The sequence below is a fragment of the Actinotignum inguinis genome (assembly GCF_051265835.1).
Lineage (GTDB): Bacteria > Actinomycetota > Actinomycetes > Actinomycetales > Actinomycetaceae > Actinotignum > Actinotignum timonense.
Genome location: NZ_JBOZDP010000018.1, coordinates 16,186 through 35,934, shown reverse-complemented (window position 1 = coordinate 35,934; position 19,749 = coordinate 16,186). Strand labels below are relative to the sequence as shown.

Genomic DNA, 19,749 nt, shown 5'->3' with positions numbered 1-19,749 from the left:
AGTTCGATGGTTTAACGATTGTGGAACATCGTCAAGCGGTTTTAAGCGATAATGTCCAATAAACAGTCCGCAGCCCCCTCTGAGTTTGCACTACGCACCCCCGACCGTCCGGAATTTGCACTATGTTTACCCCGGACTCGGTGACGAGCTTTCATCGCGAACAAAGTGTACGTGGGTGACAGTTTTTCCCTGTTTTATTGTCAGGGGCGTACATTCTGCGGCCGGTGCGGTTCAGAATGCCCATTTTGTTGCCTCGCTGGAGCATCGTCGCGCCGCGGCCGGCGGGGGCGAGGTGTGTTTTCCCAGGGTGTACTGCCGATGTCGTACATGCGAAGTACACCCCGGAAAACACATGGCCCCTCCCTAGGGGCTGGTGTGATTCCTGATCGCGCGGGCTACTGGCTGATGGTGGTGTCCTGCGGGCGGAACACGGCATTCACCCAGGGGAAGACCCACTCGAACAGCGCGAAAACAATCGCGGCGATGATGATGAGGGCCTCGATGACCTTCAGCCACGTCGGGCCGGGCAGGTGCCGCCAAATAAATCCGTACATTACGTGCTCCGTTTCTTCTTCATGTATGTCTGTTAGTACCGGGGGTAGTCAGGTTCGTGGGTGTTCGTGGACCAATGTCACGCGGGCAAGTTCCACGAAGCGCCAGCCCCGCACCGCACCGGCCGCCTACTTCACCAGCTCCGCCGGGGCGCCCTCGGCGGCGTCGACCCAATGATCGAGGGTGGCGTAGGTGATCCAGCGGTCGCTGGACACAAAGGGCGGATGGCAGGTGGTGATGGTGAGGATGCGCTGCGTGGGTGCCTCTTCCGGATGATTCGGCACCGGGGCCAGCACGCCGACCTGCGTGGGCGGCACCACCTCGTGCTCGCCCACCTTGTACACGTAGTAGGCGTTCTTGGTTTGCACGATGATCGGGTCGCCGGGCTGGAGCTCGGGCACATCGCGCATGGCCGCGCCGTAGGTCTGCCGGTGCGCGGTGATCGCGTAATTGCCGACCTCACCCACGTACTGGGTATCCGGGTAATGCCCGAAGCTCCCGGTATCCACCACGGCCTCCAGGTCCACGCCGTATTTGACGGTGTAGCGCCAGTCAGCACCGAAGCGCGGGATATAAATAATGCCTTCCAGGTCCCCGGTGCGATTCACGTGGTCCGCGGCCGGCGGGGCATCCGTGCGCGGGGTCCCCACCTTGGTGGCCCCCCGCGGATCGCCCCACTGCTTGTTGACGTTCTCGATCTGCTGGGCCTGATCGCGGTTCGCGCCCAGGTCAGTCCAGTACACCTGCCACACAATAAAGAGGCCCACCACGATTCCCGCGGTAATGAGCAGCTCGCCAATCACGCCGATAATCGCGTTGAGGATGCCGCCGCGGCGCCGCGCGGGCGCGGCCGGCCGGGTTGCGGTGAGGGTGGCGGTGGCGGCCTGTGCGGGAAGCTGCGCCGTCGTACCAACACCGGTTGCACCTGCGCCGGCGGTAGCCGGACGGTAGCGCCCCACAGCTTCGTGCCGCGGAGCGCGAGCAGCGTTTCCTTCCGCCGCACGCCGCCCCGCACGGCGCCCTCGTTCGGGCTGCTGTTCGCGCATAGTATCACCTTCCACTGCCACCGAATTCGTACTAGAAACAGAATAGTGGTTCCGGCTCGAAAAATGCGGTGAGATAACTCCCCTCATTTTTTACGACGACGCCGCCCCGCGCCCGCGCGCCACTCGCGAGCGCCCGCGCACATGGCCACGCGCCGGCTTTTGTGAAAAAATACCAGAGGAATCGGGCGATATGGTGCGCCACCGGGCGCGCTACTTCGTTAGGCTTAGGGGCGGAAGGATCCGCGGAAGGTAGAACATGACAGATCAACAGTACGACGAACCCGAACTTTCGGAAGCCGCCGGCAGCGCTGCCCCGGCTCGGAAGTCGCGCAAGAGCGCTGCGCCCTCGGCGAAGGATGTGCGCCGCCCCGGCACCAAGCGCGATATCGAGGCGCAGGCCAGCCGGGAAAAGGAAGCGGCTAAGCGCTCCCATAAGGTCGCGCAGAAGGATCGCCGCTCGCCGAGCTGGTGGGCGCCGGTGATGTGCACGCTCATGATTATCGGGCTCATCGTGGTGGTGCTGGCCTACGTGACCGGCGGCCGTTTCCCCATTCCGGGGTGGAATAACGGCAATCTTTTCCTCGGCTTCGGGTTTATGATCGTGGGCTTCCTCATGACAATGGGGTGGAAGTAGCCGATGGGGAAAGCAGTGAAGCGGGTCGGTATCCTCACTGCCGGCGGTGACGCCCCCGGGCTCAATGCCGCCATCCGCGGTTTCGGGAAAGCCGCGATGGGGAAATACGGTATGGAGCTGGTGGGATACCGCAACGGTATTACCGGGCTTGTTAATAACCGCTATATGCCGCTGGATTCGGATTCCCTGGCCGGGATTTTGACGCAGGGCGGCACCATGCTGGGGACTTCGCGCGATAAGGTCCATAAGTTCCCGGACGGCAACGGCGGGTACGTGGATATGATCCCGCAGATCGCCCAGAACCTCGAAGATGAGCATATCGACGCGCTGGTGTGTATCGGCGGGGGCGGTACCGCGAAGAACGCGAACCGGCTGGCGCAGGCCGGGCTGCCGGTGATCCACCTGCCGAAGACCATCGATAACGACATTATGCACACGGACACCAGCTTCGGTTTTTCGACGGCGCTGTCCATCGCCACCGATGCTATTGACCGGCTTCATTCCACCGCCCACTCCCATCACCGCATTATCGTGGTGGAGCTTATGGGGCATCGCGCCGGGTGGCTGACGCTGGGCGCCGGGATTGCCGGGGGTGCCGATATTATTCTCATCCCGGAGATTCCCTATTCGATTGAGTCGTGCGCGGCGTCGATCCGGCGGCGGGCAGAGAACGGGCGGCCTTTCTCCGTGGTGGCCGTGGCCGAGGGCGCGCATTCGATTCCGGTGGCCGCGCAGCTGGCTGCCGCGAACGACCTGGTGCGCCACGCCCCCACCCCGGAGGCGAAGGAGGCGGCGAAGAGCCACCGGCGTTCCATTGAGGAAAACGAGCGTGAATCGACGTTCCTGGTGGCGCAGCAACTGGAGGAAGCCACCGGGCTGGAAGCGCGCGTGACGATCCTCGGCTACGTGCAGCGCGGGGGTATTCCCGACGCCGCAGACCGGCTGCTGGGAACCGTGCTGGGAAGTGCAGCTGCCGATGTGGTGGCGCACGGGAAATCCGGCGTGATGATCGCCTCGCAGAACGGGCAGGCCGTGCCGGTGCCGCTGGAGGACGTGGCCGGGAAGGACAAGTTGGTCCCGGTGGATCACCCCTGGGTGGCCGCGGCGCGCGCCGTCGGCACCAGCCTGGGTGAGGCGCTCTAAGCGGCGCCCCTTGCGTGGCTGACCACGCCGGCGTGACTTACTTTCTGGCGTGGCTGATCGCCGAATTGGCGTGATTCGACATAAACGTGGGCCGGAAGTTCGGAAATTATCCGAGCTTCCGGCCCACGTTGCATTGTGCGAGGCGGTGGCTAGCCGCTAGCGCCAGCCGGCGCTACGCGGGCGAACTTAGCGCCGCACGTTCGTGCTTAGCGCCGCACCGCCGGAGTATCGGTTCCGTTGCCGTCCCAATCACCCACGTACAGTTCGTCGCTCACGCGCCCGTAGCTGAGAACGGAATCGGCGTTCCCGGCACCCAGCGAGTTCTTGACGTAGATGGTGTTGCCGCGGCGCACCGCAAAGGTATCGCGGCCATCGCCGTCGAAATCACCCAGGATGGTGGCATCGCCAGCCCGGCCGTAGGCGAATACATGGTCCGCGATTCCCGAAGCGATGTGGTTCTTCACGAAGTAAGTGCTCCCGCGGCGCACGGCGAAGGTATCGATGCCGTCGCCGTTGAAGTCACCGGCGTACACGGTGTCTCCGTAGCGGCCGTAGTTAATAACCTGATCCGCGTTCCCGCTGTGGAGGGAATTGAGGACGTAGAAGGTATTACCCCGCCGCACGGCGAAGGTATCGCGTCCATCGCCGTCGAAATCACCCACGAGGATCTCATCGCCCACGCGCCCGTAGCTGAAGGCAATATCAGCGGCACCGCCATCCACGGAGTTCTTCACGTAGATCATGTTTCCGCGGCGCACCGCGAAGGTATCCGTGCCATCCCCGTTCCAATCGCCGACGAGCACTTCATCGCGCGCCCGGCCGTAGGAGAACACCGAGGAAGCCTGCGTGGATGTCCAGTCATTCGATACGTAGAAAACGTTGCCTGTATCGGCCGGACGCACCGGAACCGGGGTACTGATTCGGTTCACCCGCTCCTGAGCGCGCAGCACCTCAGCTTCGGCCTTGGCGAGCTTGGTGATGAGATCACCGGCTTCGGCAAGTTTGGCATCAACCTCTTGGAAACGCGCCACGGCCTTTTCCCAGGCCTTTTTGGTTTCCGGGAGATTCTTCTTTGCCTTGACCGCGCCGTCATATTCGGGCTTCACAACGACATAGACGAGGCGAGCAGTTTCAAGTTGAGAACGAGCGGCATCGAGCTTGGCCCGCGCGGCCGGGTCTTCCTTGCCGGCGTTCGCGCGCTGGAAAGCGTCCTGTGCTTCCACCACCGCGCGGCGGGCTTCAGGGGTCCCGTGGGTCATATTTTCCCGCGCGCTGCCGATGTATCCGTCCAGGCGAGCCAGGTACTCCGCGGTGGTGTATCCGGGCAGGTAGCTCTGGCTAAACCGATCCCCACGCCCGAATGTATTGCCAAAGAAGTACGTGGGATGCGCATCGTAATCCGCGATGGCGAAGCCGGTCACCACATATTCCGACTGAATAATATTGAGGTAGTGCCCAATCTTCGGATAATCGCGCACGCCCCGGTCATACTCCGCTTTCTCCTGGTCATACCACATGGTGAAGGGATCCCCGCTGCGGCTGGGCATGGCGGCGATATTCTCGCCGTAATTGAAACCACCCACGTGATCGAAGAAGCCACCGTGCACATTCACATTGGCATTGACCTGGGCGCGAGCCATAAGAGCGGAGGAGATCTTGAGCGGGGCGAGCCCGTGGCGTGCCCGCAGCTCATTGAGCTTATTCACGCGCTGAATTGAGTCGCGCATGAGGTCCAGATTGGTGGCATCCCCGGGCTGCCCGAAGCGGGTATATTGCGGAATCGGAACGTCGTTGATGGTATCCGTTTCAGAAAACACTTCGACCGCGGCAGTATCCCCCATGGCCTCGAAGAATCCGAGCGATCCGCGATTCCAGCGGGCCTGAGCTTCCCGCTTGGAGGCTTCGAGGGCAGCATTCGCGCTATCCATCTGCCGTTGCGCCGCGGCCACGGCCGCCGGATCGGGCTGGGTAGCTGCATCGTATTCTACCTGGGCCTGGTCAAATGCACGCTGCGCTGCCGCCAGTTTGGCAACGGCGTCATCGTATTTCTTCTTGATTTTATCAAAGTCTTCGACCGCAAGCTTTTCTGGGACATAGCGCCCTTCCCAGGTGCTGCGCTCCATATCAGCCTTGGCCCATTCCTGCGCGAGCTCGCGCGCTTCGGCCACGTCAATTCCCTTGGCTTCCAATTCAGCGACGACCGCATCGCGATCTTGAATCGCTTTCGCCAGGCACGCCCGCAGCTGCTCCGGTGACATCATCCCCGCATTGCAGACCAGCCGAGCTGGCTCATTCGGGGTGGTGGCCGGCAGGGCGTGGACTGCCAGCGGGGCGAGAAGCGTTCCCGCCAACATGAGTGCTGTTGTGCGCATATATGTCTCCTTCGATCAGCGCTATGCTCCCAGGTAATTTTCAGAATATATGCATACACATTCAAAAATAAGTGACCCTGCGCACTGTCGCGAAGTCGCCGGGGCACGGCCCAGTGCACCACCCGGCCTACTCGCCGGAACGCGCTTACGCCCGGGCCAGCACAGCCCGGCGCGCACACCCAGCTCAGCGCCCCGTTATCCCCAACCGGGGATAACCCTGTGGATAATTACATCGATGTTATTTGGGTGCGGATTGCGAAGTGGCGGCGTCGTCGTAAAAAGAAAAACGACGGCGCAGCTTGGCGTGCCCCTACCGGTACCCGAAGAAAATCGCGGCCACCAGGAATGCCGCACCGAGCAGCAACACCGCAATATCGCGGGCGGTGAGCGCGCGGGAGACGTGCCGCCGGCGCGAAATCACGGCCATGAGCAGCGCGCCCATGAGGAGCCCGCCCACGTGAGACTGCCAGGAAATATTGGTGCCGGGCAGGAAACTGATCGCGAGGTTGATGGCGATGACCACCGCCATTTGGGTGAAGCTGCCGCCGAAACGCCGCAGCACCACGAACATCGCCGCGAAAATGCCGAAGACGGCGCCGGATGCGCCGACGGTGCCGGTGTAGTAGTCGATGTCGGTGGAGACGGTGTAGAGGACCATGACGTTGCCGGCCACCGCGCTGAGCAGGTACAACCCCAGGAAACGCCACCAGCCGATCATGCGCTCGAGCACCGAACCGATCAGCCATAGCGCATACATATTGAAAAGCAGATGCGTGAAGCCGGCGTGCATGAAGGTGGAGGAGATGAAGCGGTAGGGCTCCTCGTGGGCGATGCCGGGGGCGAAAATGAGGACTTGCCCCACGCGCGCGTCGAGCCATTGGGCCAGCAAAACCGCCACATTCACCACGATCAGCGTGATGGTGACATAGGGGACGGGTTTGCGGATCTGAAGACGGCGCTTCTTGGGAACGTTGTGCACTTTCGGCCTCTCTGCGCGGTCATCCCGCTCGACAACTCTGAATCAAGCGTACCGGACGGCGCGCGGGTGTGACCGGGTGGGCGGAGCCGGATAGAGGCGGAACCGGGGTAGGGGGCGAAACGGGCGCGCCCCGCGAGCTCTCAACTTAACACTCAACTCAACACTCATGTATGTGAGTGTTAAGTTGAGTGTTGGGATGAGTGTTGAGTGAGTGTTCCGGCAAAATCAGGCCGCGAGCGCACCTAAGCGCCAGGTTGAGCGAGCCGGTAACGCTGCTTCGGACTTGTCTTAGGTTCCGTGCGCTGCACCTGCCCCTCGGTGACCAGGGTATTGAGCACCGCCCGGGTGCCGCCCAGGCTGATCCCGGCAGCGCCCGCGAGTTCGCGACTGGTCGCGCTGGCGTGGGTGCGCAGATATTCAAGAACGCGCTCACGCGAGGACGTTCCCGCCGCGGCACCCTGCTCCGCGGGGGTCATGCGGCGGCGCTCGAAGGTGAGGCTAAAACTATCCAGCCGGTCGACGGGCCGCGCCGGCGGAAGCATTTCCCGCTCCAGCTGAGTCATGATTTCCTGGTAGCCGCTCCCCCGGTTTTCCGCCACAAAACCGCCCTCTTCGAAAGGCGTGGACTCCAGCAGCCGCGCCAGGAATTGGTTGCGCGTGGAGGACAGCCCGGTTGTGCCCAGGGAATCGATAGTGACCGTGCCGAACAGGCCGCCCGGATTGATCACTTCCAAACGATCCGCGTAAAGGTTCAACTGTACCTGGGTGCCGCGCGCCACCGGCGAATAATCGCGATGCATAAGCGCATTCGTGAGCGCTTCGCGCACCGCAACGAGCGGATAATCCACCAGATCATGCCGGAAAGCACCGCGCACCACGCCACCCACCCGCATATTTTTTGCGACGACGCCGACACCGTCGGCCACCAGGGCGGGAATGGGACCCGCCAGCGTCCCCGAGTCCAGATGCCGCTGCCCGGAAAGCGACGAAGCTTTGGTTGATCCCGGGTACACCGCGTAGGTAACCGTGAGGCGAGGGAAGAACTCCTGGGGATACGTGCCTAAGCAGAGCAAGCCAGCCAGGGTGGGATGACGCTGCCCATCCGGGCCGGTGCCGATAATGCGCAGCTGCTCCATCGCGGTTTCATCCGGGAGTTTCCCGAAAATACGCGGATGGTTGAGGCGTTCGCGTTCCAGAACCGCGTGGAGGAGGTCTGAGTCAAGGGAATCGAGGCCGGCCTCTTCAACCAGGTCGGTATCCCAGTGGGGTTGTGTTTTGTTTTCCAGGAGGCGATCAATTTCGTAGGCGGAAAGTTTGCGGTCCCCATCGCCGGTGCGGATATAGGAGCCCCCGTAGACGTTGCGGGTGGTGACATAGCAGGGTTTATCGCGCGGCTGGAGCGGCGGGATCGCGGCCATGACCAGCGTGGTGTCGCCGTCAGCGGTATCTCCATAGGGAACCATGGCGATATCCGCGCGAACCGGTGGCGTGAGGCTATCGCTACACACCCCCGCGAGCGCATCGTAGATTCGCGCTGCCGGGAATTTGGGAACCGGTGTGAAACCGCGGGCCTCATCGAGTCCAAGCACAATCAAGCCACCCGAACCGTTGCTGAATGCCGAGAGAGTCTCCACGATACTTTTCGGCAAGCCGTGGGCGGCCGCTTTCACTTCGATGTGCTGAGAATCGCGCCCTTGCTGGCGAAAACCCTCAATGAGGCGGCCCGTTTCCTCGCTTGTTGTGGGGATGCGCATAGCGCCATCCTACGAGCTCTCAACTCAACACTCAACTCAACACTCATGTATGTGAGTGTTAAGTTGAGTGTTGGGATGAGTGTTGAGTGAGTGTTCCGGCGCGTGGCGGGCTAATAGACAAATGGTGGGTCTTATACCGGGAGTTTGCCCTGTCATACCAACGAAAAGTCGGCCTTATTGAGGTCGGGCACCTCAATAAGCTTGCTTCCTTGACATCCGTTGCGTGACATGCCTTGACGGAAAACTCGTTCCGTCCGGGCTGCCATGCGCCACAGCCACGGGGTGGGCAGAGGCGTCAGAGCCGCTTTCTGGGCCGTGTAGGCGCCATAGTGCGCGTTAGAGACACGAAATCGGGGACAAACGGTGCTCTCCCTCGCACTTCGTTTGTGTACCCGATTCGTACGGATCTGATCCGGATCCAAGCCAACGACACGCCGTCATTAGACCCACTTTTTGTCTATTAACCCCGCGTGGCCGTAAGCGCGGCCCGCAGCGCGGCCCGCAGAGCACACAAAAGCGGGGCGGTACCTGGGTACCACCCCGCTTGCAGAGTTATGCGGTTATGCAGTTATGCCGAAAAGCTTGCTTCGCGCCTGATTGGCCGCGCAGCCCGTTGCTTAGTCAATAACCTCGACGGAGGAAATCACCACGTCATTGAGCGGGCGATCATTCCCGCCGGTGGGAACCGCGGCGATCTTATCCACAACCTTGACGGATTCCTCATCGGCAACCTTCCCGAAGATGGTGTGCTTGCCGAGCAGCCACGGGGTGGGAGCCACGGTGATGAAGAACTGCGAACCGTTGGTGCCCTTGCCGAAGCGGGTTCCGGCATTGGCCATGGCCAGCACGTAGGGGGCGTCAAAGTTGAGGCCGGGAGCGATTTCGTCGTCGAACGTATAACCGGGACCACCGGTGCCGTTGCCGAGCGGATCCCCGCCCTGAATCATGAAACCGGAGATCACGCGGTGGAAGATCGTTCCGTTGTACAGCGGATCGGTCGAAGCCTGACCGGTGGCGGGATTGGTCCATTCGCGTTCACCGCGAGCTAGTCCGGTGAAATTAGCGACCGTTTCGGGCGCTTCGTTCGGGAAGAGTTCGACGCGAATATCGCCTTCGCTTGTGTGAAAAATTGCTTCCATGCGCTCAAGTCTCGCACACCTCATGGTTTTATGCCACGCGAAAAGCAAACGTGATTCACGTGACAAATGGGGGGCGAAAAGTGAAACAATAGAGGGGTACTCAATCGCAGGAGAATTCTGTGGTTCAACGGTAGGAGGTCAACGATGGCTTGTGGACGAAGCCGCGCGGACAAGCGGGCCAAGAAAGCGCAGCGGGAGGTTGATGCCATTATGGCGAAGATCGATGAGCTGCGCGGCCAGGCCGAACGCACCGCAAAGAAAGCCCAGCTCAAGGGGAAGCGGAATCAGAAGAAGTGGGAGCACAAGGCAAAGAGCGCCGCGTCCGATTTCCAGGATTACGCGAAGCAGGCCGGCGAACGCCTGAGCGATTACGCCAATCAGGGTTACGAATGGGCGGCACCACGCGCCCAGGAGCTGGCCGAAAAGGCGAAGCCGTACGTGGAGCAGGCGAAGGCCGTGGGCAACGATCTTGCGGAGAAGGCCAAGCCCTACGTGGAGCAGGCCCGCGATAATGCTTCGGAGTTCGTGGAGAACGTCCGCAATGATTACCTCCCGCGCGCTCAGCGTGCCCTGCACGCCGCGGCGGAGGCCGCCAAGGGTGAGGGCACCGTGGCCGAACGCGGTCAGAAGATCGCTCGGGTGGCTTCGCGTGAGATTCAGACTCCCGAACCGGTGAAGAAGTCCCGCGGGAAGGGCCGGGTTTTCGGCACCATCGCGCTGGTTGGCGGCCTCGGGGTTGCGGTCTACTACCTGTGGAAGCGCTCGCAGCCCACGGAGGACCCCTGGGCGGAGGCCTACTGGGAGGATGTGGACGGCGTGAAGGCTCCCGCGGAAGATGCGAAAGATTCCGTGCAGGCCGGTGCCGATGAGGTTGCGGAAACTGCGGAAGATGTTGTGAACGACGCCGCAAGCGCAGCTGGCGATGTGGCCGATAAGGCCAAGCGTGCTGGCTCCCGGGCTGAGGATGCCATCAAGGAAGGCGCGCACGAAGCCAAGGACGCGGCGGAGGATGTTGCGGATAAGGCCAAGGAAGCCGCGCAGCACGCCGCTGACCAGGCCAAGGACATCGTCGAAGATATCGCGGAGAAGTAGAGCTGGCGTGGAGGGCTCACACCTTCGCGAAAACTAGAGCGGCGGTAGCGGCGGCAGCCGCAGTAGCGAGCGCGGCTCGGGCATCGAACGGCCCGGGCCGCGCTCTTTTATATCTGCTTTGTGTTCGCAGGTGCTGTGAGTCAGCTAATCCGAGCCCCGCTATTCTCCGGCCAGCAGCTCCTTGACCCGCGGGATCACCTCGGTGCCGAAGAGCTCAATGGAGGAAAGGTTCTGCTCGTGGGGCTGCGAGCCGTAGGAGACCTTGAGGTCGTAGCGGGTGGCGCCAAGTTCGCGCATGCCGGTGGCGATTTTGCGGGCCACTGTTTCCGGTGAACCCACTGCCAGCGCCCCGTTCTTCACCTCGTAAAGGTACGCCTCCCGCGAGGGTGGGCGCCAGCCGCGCTCCCGCCCGAGCCGGGAATTCGTTTCCACGTAGAAGTCGAAGAAGTCAGCCACGGCTTCCTCATCGGTGCGAGCAACATAACCGTAGGAGTGGTAGCCGACTTCAGCTGCGCCGTCGTTCCCGAACTGCTCCCAGGCGCGCCGGTACAGATCCGTGAACGGAACAAAACGCGAGGTGGGGCCGCCAATAATGGCGAGCATGAGCGGGAGTTTGTAATGCGCGGCGCGCACCACCGATTCCGGGCTGCCGCCCACGGCGACCCAGGTGGGCAGCGGGCCGTGTTCGAGCGGCGGGTAGAGGGTGACGGCGCGCAGCGCCTGCGTGTGCGGGCCGCCTTTCCAGGTGACCGGTTGGCCGTTGTGGGCGAGCAATTCGGTGAGCAGGGAAAGTTTTTCGTTGAAGAGATCTTCGTAATCGGCCAGGTCGTAGCCGTATAGCGGGAACGATTCAGTGAAGGAGCCGCGGCCCACCATGAGTTCGGCGCGGCCGTTGGAGAGGGCGTCCACGGTGGCGAAGCGTTCGACCACGCGGACCGGATCGTCCGAGCTGAGGACGGTGACGGCGGAGGAGAGGCGGATGTGCTGGGTGCGCGCGGCAATCGCGGCGAGGACCACATCGGGGGCGGGGATCGCATAATCGTCGCGATGATGTTCACCGATATTGAAGATGTCGACGCCGACCTCTTCGGCGCGCACCGCTTCGGCCACCACATTGCGCACCACCTGGGCGTGGCTGAGCTTGGTGCCAGAGGCATCGGCGGTGACGTCGCCAAAAGTATCGATTCCGAAGGTGTAGGTCATATCAGGTCCTTTCGAGGGCCGGGTGAGAGCCGGCGGCACGGGGGGTATCGGGCCGTACCCCCACAGGTATCCGGAGCGTATAGGGCCGCGCTGCTGGTCTGAGCTTAGCCACAGAACGAGCGGGAGTCACCCACTAATTGAACTCTACACTACTTGACCGAAGAGTGCTCCGATGCCGAAAGTGAGGGCGAGGCCGAGGGTGCCGCCCACGGCGGTGCGGATGGTGGGGCGCAGCGGCGGGACTTGGCCGATCCAGGCGGCGATCCAGCCGGTGAGTGCCAGCGCGGCTACGGTGACCACGAAGCAGATCGGGGCGATGGCGCCGAGCGGGGCGAGCAAGCTGGCCGCGAAGGGAACCGCGCCGCCGGCGAGGAAGGAAAAGAAGGAGGAGAAGGCCGCGCCGAAAGGAGAGACGATGTTGTTTCCTGTGGCGGGTTCACCCGCCCCGGCACTCCGGCATGCCACATCCGCACGGCGTGCCACATCTACCCGGCGGCGCAGTGCGTCGAGTTCGGCATCGCGTTGGGAGGAGACGGAAATGTATTCACCCAGGGCCATGGATACCGCCCCGCCGATGAGGGCGGCGAGCCCGGCCAGCAAAATCGCAGTGCTCGAGGCCCGCGCTCCACCCATGGCGATGACCACCGCGGCCACGGAAACAATGCCGTCATTCGCGCCGAGCACACCGGCCCGCAGCCGATTCATGGCCTCAGCTCCCAGCACTCCCGGGATACCAGGAGCGGTATCGCGGGCATCTGCGCGACACGTGTCTCTATGCTTCAATTCCCATGCTTCAATGGCACACTTTCCCATAACAATTCCCTCCGTTGGCTACGTTGCTATTCCTATTGTTATGCGGGTCTTGCGGAAAAGATAGGAAGGTCAGGCTACGCTCACGTGGATATAATGTGTTTTATTTTCGAGCGGTCTGGGGTGCGCCCCACTGCCGACATACCGCGCGCGGCGCTGCCCGCGGGAATACTTCGCCGCACGCTTTCCGTTCTTTCTTCATGAACACCACTGCGCAGAACGACCGCGACCTGATTGGCTTGCTGGGCGCGGGCAAGCTTGGCACTGCTATCGGGCGCTTGGCCGCGGAGGCGGGTTTCCCGTTGGCGGTGAGCGTGCGCCCGGGTAATCCGCTCTACGATCTCACCTTGCCGACCTTGCTACCGACCGCTCGCCTGGTACCGTTCGAGGAGCTGGCCCGCACCGCGGATATTCTTATTCTGGCGTTGCCGCAGCCCGCGCTTGCTTCGATTGATTTGAGCGGGGTGCGCGGCATTGTTGTTGATGCCACGAATGCCTGGGCGGCGACTGATGGAACCTCAGATACCAACACCACACCTGCCCAAAACACCACCGCCACGCTGCAAGCGCGTTATCCGGAGCTGGCTATTGTCAAGAGTCTCAATCATGCGGGGTATACGGAGTTGAGCGCGGAGGCCCGCCCGCATGGAGCGCCGGGGCGGCGCACGGTAGCCGTTGCGGGGGACGACGCCGCCGCGCGTTCCCGGGTGGCCGCTTTTATTGATGCGATTGGTTTTGATCCGGTGGAGCTTAGCTCCGAGCACGCTTCGTTGCTAGAGCCAGGTGGCGTGGCTTTCGGCCAACGCCTGGAGCTGGCCGATTGGCCGGCGAATATCGTGGCAACCCGCCGCTAGATCTACCGCGAAGCCCGCCACTAGACCTACCGCGAAACCCGCCGCCACGGATACGACCGAACTCCTCCGGCGAATCCTGGAGCTCAGCGCGCCTAGGGGCGCACACCCACGTTGATGAGGGGCGGGGTGCCGGTAGCTGCGCCGTCGTACACAAGGTAGTAGGTGTAGTTCGCTACGCCATTCTCAACGGCCGGGTTGTCCGCGGAAAAGACGCACAGGAGGTCGGTGGGACGCGGTTCGATATCGCCTTCGCCGGGCACTTTTCCACTAAAGCGGTCAGTTTCTCTCAGGTACCCGCCGGTGTCTTTCACGTGCCCGCCGCTCACGGTGGTGCTCAACGGTTCGCGCACATTGCACCCGCGGAAAACGGGGTGTGCGGCGGCGGAGGCGGTGCGCTGTTCTTCGTCCGCGAGGCGCGGATCGCTGGTGAGGCCGGGGAGCAGGTCCTCCCATTCTGAGCCGGCCAAGGCGAGGGTTTGCCGGTCGGCCTGCGCGCGTTCTTCAGTGGGCGCGGTCACGGAATGCCCACCCTCGAACTGGAAGGACACCTCCCCGGTTTGCACAAATTCGGAACCGTTCCACACGAAATTCACGGTGGTGGAATGCGGCGGATACGCGCGTTCCATTGCCCGCGTTACGCCGCCGACGGGCGTATAGGACGTGTACGTGATGCGCGCCTGGCCGGCCTCAAATTCCATGGAACTCACGTTGAAAGACCACAGGCCGTCGTCATCTTGGGTGATGCGGGTGCCGCGAATTTTTTCACCATCATCGTGGGTGCGGTTCCCGATGGCGGAAACGAGTCTGAGGTTCGCGTCGTAAATCCCGATGGCACCGATGGCCGGGTCCCCCACCCCGCAGGACATCGCAACCGCGCGATATTCCACACCTTCGAGCACGAGCGGCTCGGTGAGGTGAATGGTTCCCGGCTGCATCCCCGTTTCGCGATCCGGAAGAATCTTCCCGTGCGCCACGGTTACGGGCGCGGGCGGGTTACGTTTGCTGTAACACACATCCGGAAGTATGTACGTGCCGTTGCGCATTTCTTTATCCGTGGGGCCGGGCACCGGCGCGGGGCTAGTTTCCGCCGCGGTACTGGGCGACGACGCCGCACCTGCCGCTCCGCCCGCCTCAGCCGATACCGATGCGGTAGCCGAAGGGCCAGCCGCTGGGGTTGAGGAAGTTCGCCCATTGAACCACCACCAGAGCCCGCCAGCCACGCCAAGTACAAGCACCAGAAGTGCCGCCGTCAGGGACGCGCGGGTGGCACGGCTGCGGGGTTCTTGCCGAGTTAGGGCTCCGTTGTCGCTCATGCCATCAGTTTACCGGGCGGCTACGACACGATTTTTGGCGGGAACGGGTGGGCACCACCGAACTCACTCAGTGGAAAATCCAAAGGGGTCTTTTTTAACCACACCTCATAAGCGCAAAGTAGCTTAGGATGATGGAAGTAACCGTCTGAAAATCCCAGGAGAATTCGTGAAACGTCCCCCCAGTATCCGCGAAGTTGCGCAGCTGGCAGGTGTTTCCTTGGGAACGGCATCTAATGTCCTCAACCATCCAGAAAGAGTATCTGCCGCTACCCGGAAGAAGGTGGAGGCAGCGATTGACGAATTGGGATTTATTCCTTCGGAAGCCGGACGGCGTTTGCGCCGAGTGGATTCCAAACTCGTGGGAGTTATTGTTTTCGACGTTGCCAATCCGTTCTTCTCGGAAGCAGCAAGCGCGATCGAAGCTTATCTAGCCCAGTTTTCTTGTTTCCCCATCATTGGTTCAACTGGCGGGGATCCTACACGGGAAGCGGATCTTCTTCGATTACTCCTCGGGCAAGAGGTGCGGGGCATTATTCTCACACCCTCGTCTGGAGCAGCAGAGAGTCTCAAACTCCTGTCCTCACGGCGTATTCCTGTTGTGCTTTTTGATCATCCAGCCTTGGAAAACGGGATGAGCGCGGTGTCAGTTGATGACACTCGCGGCGCAGAAATCGCTATCGAGCACCTGCACAGCTTAGGTCATCGACACATCGGATTTATTAATGGATCTGCTCGGGTACGCCAGGCACAGGCTCGACGCGTAGGAGTAGAGCGTTCGGCGCGTGCTTCGCATAATGAACTCACCCTCACGGAAGTACACGCCGCTCGCTTCGATGCTGCCAGCGGTGAAAAGGCTATGCATGAGCTGCTGACATCTCATCCCGAAATAACAGGGGTCTTTTGTGCGAATGATTCCTTAGCTATCGGCGCTATGCGGGCTGCGCGCCAACGGAATTTAGGTATTCCGCAGGATATATCGATTGTTGGTTTTGACGATATTGATGTGGCGCGGGAACTTATTACACCCCTCACCACAGTTCGCCAGCCGATGACAGAACTAGGAACTACGGCGGCGCGATTACTTCTGGAACAGCCGGCGCATGCTCAAGATATTGCATTTGTCCCGGAACTTATTGTTCGCGAATCAACCGCGCCACCGCGGTCCTGACGTATGTAGCTTTAGTACAGCGAAGTTTGTACCCCAAAATCGGCTATAACGGCACGAAGTTCGTCTTCTGTGAGTCCCTCGCCGCAATTACCCATCGTGCGGTTGCGATATTCATACATGGCACCAGCTTCGGCATATTCCATCTTGTCCACCGCATCAAGGGCACCGGTATCGGAACGCACCATAATGCCGTGCTTAGACCACACGACGATGCGATGATCCTTCAACGCTGCAACGTTATTTTCCTGCAACTCATTCGAGCCAGGAACCATAAATTCCAGTACAGCAACGCCATCGGGAAGCTGAACAATAGTTTCGGGTTCCCAGCGCAGAATTGCGCGATTGAAATCCTTCGTGTTCCGCAATTCCTTAATATGAGAGAGCGCAACCAAATAAGGGGGCTGTGCGTGGATAAGTACCTGGAAAGGAACCTGTCGATCCCGTACCTGGCTTTCATGTACCGCTAAATGCGAGTTGAATTCACTTGTTGGTTTCGTGAACTGCCGCTCGGGATGCGTCCACCATGTCCCGGTTGCCCCTCCTTCATCGATAACAAAAGCGGATACCGCGGCGAGAGGATTGATTTCGATCTCCCGCAGTCGCACCCCAGATCCCGTGACAAATACCGTGTAACCTGCCAAACCCGGCACCGACCACGGGAGTGAAACTCCGGCGGTTTTCTCGGGAAAAACGCTATCGAGGGGAAGTGGTTCCCGGGTAGCAACAGAAATATTTCCCGCGCCTGCTTCACACGCTGCGAGATGATCAAGGCGGGCACCAGCTTCGCCCATCTGAGTGAAAATATCAGAGATTGTTAGAGCGCTCATGCGCTGCTCCTTTCATCAAGAGTTCGCCATGACTGGCGAGAGAAGGGATAGGTGCTTCTGCACCCCCACAACGACTTAGAGGAAGTGATGGGTGAATACCCTCCTTTCCGCTGAGCGCCATTCCTCCACAGAGCTTTCTGGTTCAAAATGAATGAGGTCGAAGGAAGAGCGCACGATATTACGCAGTTCGGAAAGATCCTCACCTATATCCCCGTGAGCGCGAGCCTGAATAAGAAGGTTTCCGGTTGCCGTTGCTTCCACGGGCCCAGCGGTTACCGGACATCCACAAGCATCCGCCGTAAGCTGGCACAATAGAGTATTTTTGATGCCTCCCCCCACCATAGTCACCGAAGATATATCGACGTTCGCGAGGGTTGCGGCTTCTTTTACCGCACGGGCGTGGGCGAGGGCCAGGGAATCCACCACGCAGCGAGCAATTTCCGCGGGAGTTTCCGGAACGGGCTGATCACTACGCTGAGCCACCTTTTGAATTCGCTGGCACATATCACCCGGATGGGTAAAAACGGGGTGGTTAATATCGATGACGGTACGCAGAGCCGGAGCCGAACGTGCTGCCTCACTTAACTTCACCACCGTGAGATCCGGGTGGTACTGGCGTAGCTGCGCGAGACATCCATTGAACACCCACATCCCCATAATGTTCTTGAGGTAGCGAACCGTTCCATCGATACCCAGTTCGTTCGTGAAATTCGCTTTGCGCGAGGCTTCTGTTACGACAGGAGAGTCCAGTTCTACTCCCACCAGCGACCAGGTGCCGCAGGAAATATACGCGCTCCTCTCAGTGAGAGGAGCGGCAATAACCGCCGATGCTGTATCGTGGCTCGCCACATTAATGATGCGAGCTGGATTAGCCGTTGTTCCGAGCTGCGCCACGCCCTGATTGAGGTATCCCAAGCAGTTCCCAGCCTGCACCAGGTCAGGAAGTTTAGCGCCTAGATCCTGACCTACTATCTGTCCCACCCGTTCGATCACGCTGGAGTTCCACGTGCGATGCACCGGATCAATAAGGCCCGTTGTCGACGCATTTGTTAGTTCCGCCGCCATCGCACCGCACAAAAGAAAATTCAGCAGATCGGGAAGAAGGAGGACCTTTTCAGCAACAGCTAACTCCGCCCGTCGAGCTTCGCTCTTTCCGTCAGCGAGGAGTTGAAAAATCGTGTTGAAAGTTTGCATTTGCAAACCTGTAGCCTGGTAGAGCTCCTGCGCACCCACAGTGCGCACAAACTCCCCGGCAACGCCTTCGGTGCGTTGGTCGCGATATGAGCGGATCGCACCGAGGACTTCGCCCTCAGCAACGAAACCATAATCAACACCCCAGGTGTCTACACCGATAGATGCCACATCGGTATTTTCTAAAGTGCGGAGCGCTGACACTGTCTTCTGCCATAATCGTGGAAGATCCCAGTGAATAGCTGACACTCTCCCTATATCGCTAAGCGGCCCCGCTCCTGCTGCGTCGTCGTGCTTCCCGTAGCGCGGAAACTGAACCGGCGCGTGCGAGAAACGGGCAATTTCCCGGCTCTGCACAACCGAATCGACCACCCGTCCCGCAACAACGCGACCGGATGAGGCACCTAAATCAACAGCAACTAGCGCACCCATCATGCGTCCCTTATTCTTTCCTCCTCGCCTCAGTATCTTTAAGCACCCCAGCTCATGGCGGTGCCACCGGTGCGTTCGGAACGAATCTTCTCCAGATATCCGGACTCCTGGAATGCTTCGTAAGGCCGCGCGGGCAATCCACGCTCTTCTCGCCATTCTTCGAGCAAGGGGCGAACATCGGTCGAGAAAGCGTCCATAAGGACTCTGTTCCCGGCAAGCACATCACCGCTACACTGCGCGGCAGCGAGTTCCTCCGGATCAATGAGAAGAGCCTTTGCTACTGCTTCCTGCACATTGGTCGCCGACAGAATCTCACCCGGAATTTTTTCCTCGAGATTGTGGCACTGATCCAGCATAAAGTTGACCTCCGCTGCCGGATCAAAACCGCCCCCGGAAACGATCTCCCACACGATACGGAAAAGCTGGAAAGGATCCGCTGCTCCAACAATGAGATCATCATCAGCGTAGAAACGGGAATTAAAATCAAAAGCACCAAGACGCCCGCGCCGCAAAAGTTGCGCCACGATAAATTCGATATTTGTTCCAGGAGCGTGGTGCCCCGTATCAAGTACTACCTTCGCGCGTTCACCCATGTCAACACAGTGAACCAGAGCTGTGCCCCAGTCAGGAACATCCGTGTGATAGAAAGCCGGCTCGAAGAATTTATATTCGAGTACCAGGCGCTGATCCTCATCCAATTCGCTATAAATACGTTGCAACGACTCAGCGAGACGGTCCTGACGTGCCCGGATGGAATCCTGGCCCGGATAGTTCGTTCCGTCTGCCAGCCAAATCTTTAGATCCCGCGAACCTGTTTGCCGCATGATATCAATGCAGGCAATGTGATGCGCGATCGCTTTCTCGCGTACCTTCGGATCCGGATTGCATAGCGAACCCAGCTTGTAGTCCTCGTCTTGGAAGACATTCGAATTGATCGTCCCGAGCTCCACACCTTCACTTTCCGCAAAGGCCCGCAACTCAGAGAAATCATCGACCATATCCCAGGGAATATGGAGAGAGACCCGCGGAGTCACTCCGGTCATCTTGTGAACCTGCGCCGCATCCGCAATTTTTTCAAAAGGCGTGCGGGGCGTTCCCGCGGTTCCAAATACCCTGAATCTTGTTCCGGAATTTCCAAAAGCCCACGAGGGCAACTCAATAGAGAGCTGGTCCAGAATAGCGCGACTACCCGCGGTCATATTATCGAGATGTAGCATGTCTACCTTTCCAATGCCTTAAG

General features: G+C 60.5%; 17 protein-coding genes. 5 read left to right on the top strand and 12 right to left on the bottom strand.

Annotated elements, in window-relative coordinates; translation table 11 throughout:
- Positions 1 to 395: 395 nt before the first annotated feature.
- Positions 396 to 554 (bottom strand): hypothetical protein, encoded by a 159-nt coding sequence (locus tag ACRQFC_RS07980; RefSeq protein ID WP_169719563.1) that lies wholly within the window; start codon positions 552 to 554, stop codon positions 396 to 398.
- A 126-nt stretch (positions 555 to 680) separates the two neighbouring features.
- On the bottom strand, positions 681 to 1,598 hold the full coding sequence (locus tag ACRQFC_RS07975; RefSeq protein ID WP_284897267.1) for a class E sortase: 918 nt from the start codon (positions 1,596 to 1,598) through the stop codon (positions 681 to 683).
- Between the two features lie 256 nt (positions 1,599 to 1,854).
- Between ACRQFC_RS07975 and ACRQFC_RS07970 the strand changes: the two genes are divergently transcribed.
- Positions 1,855 to 2,232: a cell division protein CrgA gene (locus ACRQFC_RS07970; RefSeq protein ID WP_026428941.1), complete on the top strand. Its 378-nt coding sequence runs from the start codon at positions 1,855 to 1,857 to the stop codon at positions 2,230 to 2,232.
- Between the two features lie 3 nt (positions 2,233 to 2,235).
- Entirely contained in the window at positions 2,236 to 3,375 is a 1,140-nt protein-coding gene (locus ACRQFC_RS07965; protein WP_026428940.1) for a 6-phosphofructokinase, read from the top strand.
- Between the two features lie 206 nt (positions 3,376 to 3,581).
- Here ACRQFC_RS07965 and ACRQFC_RS07960 read toward each other — a convergent pair whose 3' ends face one another.
- From ACRQFC_RS07960 to ACRQFC_RS07945, 4 genes are all read right to left on the bottom strand, one after another.
- A complete protein-coding gene (locus ACRQFC_RS07960; RefSeq protein WP_284897270.1) occupies positions 3,582 to 5,747 on the bottom strand; it encodes a CAP domain-containing protein in 2,166 nt (721 codons plus the stop codon).
- A gap of 310 nt (positions 5,748 to 6,057) precedes the next feature.
- Entirely contained in the window at positions 6,058 to 6,726 is a 669-nt protein-coding gene (locus tag ACRQFC_RS07955) for a rhomboid family intramembrane serine protease (RefSeq protein ID WP_284897272.1), read from the bottom strand.
- A gap of 242 nt (positions 6,727 to 6,968) precedes the next feature.
- Positions 6,969 to 8,480, bottom strand: a complete 1,512-nt coding sequence (locus ACRQFC_RS07950) for an ATP-binding protein (RefSeq protein ID WP_320756031.1) — start codon at positions 8,478 to 8,480, stop codon at positions 6,969 to 6,971.
- A 617-nt stretch (positions 8,481 to 9,097) separates the two neighbouring features.
- Positions 9,098 to 9,619, bottom strand: coding sequence for a peptidylprolyl isomerase (locus ACRQFC_RS07945; RefSeq protein ID WP_087070133.1), 522 nt, complete (start codon positions 9,617 to 9,619; stop codon positions 9,098 to 9,100).
- A 144-nt stretch (positions 9,620 to 9,763) separates the two neighbouring features.
- Here ACRQFC_RS07945 and ACRQFC_RS07940 point away from each other — a divergent pair, with 144 nt between their 5' ends.
- Positions 9,764 to 10,711, top strand: coding sequence for a hypothetical protein (locus ACRQFC_RS07940; protein WP_284883207.1), 948 nt, complete (start codon positions 9,764 to 9,766; stop codon positions 10,709 to 10,711).
- Positions 10,712 to 10,870: 159 nt separating this feature from the next.
- Here the strand turns inward: ACRQFC_RS07940 and ACRQFC_RS07935 are convergent, their stop codons facing one another.
- A complete protein-coding gene (locus tag ACRQFC_RS07935) occupies positions 10,871 to 11,914 on the bottom strand; it encodes an LLM class flavin-dependent oxidoreductase (RefSeq protein WP_284883206.1) in 1,044 nt (347 codons plus the stop codon).
- Between the two features lie 144 nt (positions 11,915 to 12,058).
- Positions 12,059 to 12,727, bottom strand: a complete 669-nt coding sequence (locus tag ACRQFC_RS07930; protein ID WP_284883205.1) for a VIT1/CCC1 transporter family protein — start codon at positions 12,725 to 12,727, stop codon at positions 12,059 to 12,061.
- Between the two features lie 197 nt (positions 12,728 to 12,924).
- On the opposite strand from ACRQFC_RS07930, the gene ACRQFC_RS07925 reads away from it, so the two are divergent.
- Positions 12,925 to 13,578: an NADPH-dependent F420 reductase gene (locus ACRQFC_RS07925; protein WP_284883203.1), complete on the top strand. Its 654-nt coding sequence runs from the start codon at positions 12,925 to 12,927 to the stop codon at positions 13,576 to 13,578.
- Positions 13,579 to 13,670: 92 nt separating this feature from the next.
- On the opposite strand, the gene ACRQFC_RS07920 is transcribed toward ACRQFC_RS07925, so the two are convergent.
- Positions 13,671 to 14,891: a hypothetical protein gene (locus ACRQFC_RS07920; protein ID WP_284883202.1), complete on the bottom strand. Its 1,221-nt coding sequence runs from the start codon at positions 14,889 to 14,891 to the stop codon at positions 13,671 to 13,673.
- Between the two features lie 166 nt (positions 14,892 to 15,057).
- On the opposite strand from ACRQFC_RS07920, the gene ACRQFC_RS07915 reads away from it, so the two are divergent.
- On the top strand, positions 15,058 to 16,059 hold the full coding sequence (locus tag ACRQFC_RS07915) for a LacI family DNA-binding transcriptional regulator (protein ID WP_284883201.1): 1,002 nt from the start codon (positions 15,058 to 15,060) through the stop codon (positions 16,057 to 16,059).
- 11 nt (positions 16,060 to 16,070) lie between these two features.
- On the opposite strand, the gene ACRQFC_RS07910 is transcribed toward ACRQFC_RS07915, so the two are convergent.
- From ACRQFC_RS07910 to rhaI, 3 genes are all read right to left on the bottom strand, one after another.
- Positions 16,071 to 16,886 (bottom strand): class II aldolase/adducin family protein, encoded by an 816-nt coding sequence (locus ACRQFC_RS07910; RefSeq protein ID WP_284883199.1) that lies wholly within the window; start codon positions 16,884 to 16,886, stop codon positions 16,071 to 16,073.
- 75 nt (positions 16,887 to 16,961) lie between these two features.
- Positions 16,962 to 18,509, bottom strand: coding sequence for a rhamnulokinase (locus tag ACRQFC_RS07905; RefSeq protein ID WP_284883208.1), 1,548 nt, complete (start codon positions 18,507 to 18,509; stop codon positions 16,962 to 16,964).
- A 38-nt stretch (positions 18,510 to 18,547) separates the two neighbouring features.
- A complete protein-coding gene (rhaI, locus tag ACRQFC_RS07900) occupies positions 18,548 to 19,726 on the bottom strand; it encodes an L-rhamnose isomerase (RefSeq protein ID WP_284883197.1) in 1,179 nt (392 codons plus the stop codon).
- Positions 19,727 to 19,749 lie beyond the last annotated feature (23 nt).

Excerpts from the sequence above, each read along its gene's own strand:
- ACRQFC_RS07980 (WP_169719563.1), bottom strand. The coding sequence starts at position 554 with ATGTACGGATTTATTTGGCGGCACCTGCCCGGCCCGACGTGGCTGAAG.
- ACRQFC_RS07975 (WP_284897267.1), bottom strand. The coding sequence starts at position 1,598 with ATGCGCGAACAGCAGCCCGAACGAGGGCGCCGTGCGGGGCGGCGTGCG.
- ACRQFC_RS07970 (WP_026428941.1), top strand. The coding sequence starts at position 1,855 with ATGACAGATCAACAGTACGACGAACCCGAACTTTCGGAAGCCGCCGGC.
- ACRQFC_RS07965 (WP_026428940.1), top strand. The coding sequence starts at position 2,236 with ATGGGGAAAGCAGTGAAGCGGGTCGGTATCCTCACTGCCGGCGGTGAC.
- ACRQFC_RS07960 (WP_284897270.1), bottom strand. The coding sequence starts at position 5,747 with ATGCGCACAACAGCACTCATGTTGGCGGGAACGCTTCTCGCCCCGCTG.
- ACRQFC_RS07950 (WP_320756031.1), bottom strand. The coding sequence starts at position 8,480 with ATGCGCATCCCCACAACAAGCGAGGAAACGGGCCGCCTCATTGAGGGT.
- ACRQFC_RS07945 (WP_087070133.1), bottom strand. The coding sequence starts at position 9,619 with ATGGAAGCAATTTTTCACACAAGCGAAGGCGATATTCGCGTCGAACTC.
- ACRQFC_RS07940 (WP_284883207.1), top strand. The coding sequence starts at position 9,764 with ATGGCTTGTGGACGAAGCCGCGCGGACAAGCGGGCCAAGAAAGCGCAG.
- ACRQFC_RS07935 (WP_284883206.1), bottom strand. The coding sequence starts at position 11,914 with ATGACCTACACCTTCGGAATCGATACTTTTGGCGACGTCACCGCCGAT.
- ACRQFC_RS07930 (WP_284883205.1), bottom strand. The coding sequence starts at position 12,727 with ATGGGAAAGTGTGCCATTGAAGCATGGGAATTGAAGCATAGAGACACG.
- ACRQFC_RS07925 (WP_284883203.1), top strand. The coding sequence starts at position 12,925 with ATGAACACCACTGCGCAGAACGACCGCGACCTGATTGGCTTGCTGGGC.
- ACRQFC_RS07920 (WP_284883202.1), bottom strand. The coding sequence starts at position 14,891 with ATGAGCGACAACGGAGCCCTAACTCGGCAAGAACCCCGCAGCCGTGCC.
- ACRQFC_RS07910 (WP_284883199.1), bottom strand. The coding sequence starts at position 16,886 with ATGAGCGCTCTAACAATCTCTGATATTTTCACTCAGATGGGCGAAGCT.
- ACRQFC_RS07905 (WP_284883208.1), bottom strand. The coding sequence starts at position 18,509 with ATGGGTGCGCTAGTTGCTGTTGATTTAGGTGCCTCATCCGGTCGCGTT.
- rhaI (WP_284883197.1), bottom strand. The coding sequence starts at position 19,726 with ATGCTACATCTCGATAATATGACCGCGGGTAGTCGCGCTATTCTGGAC.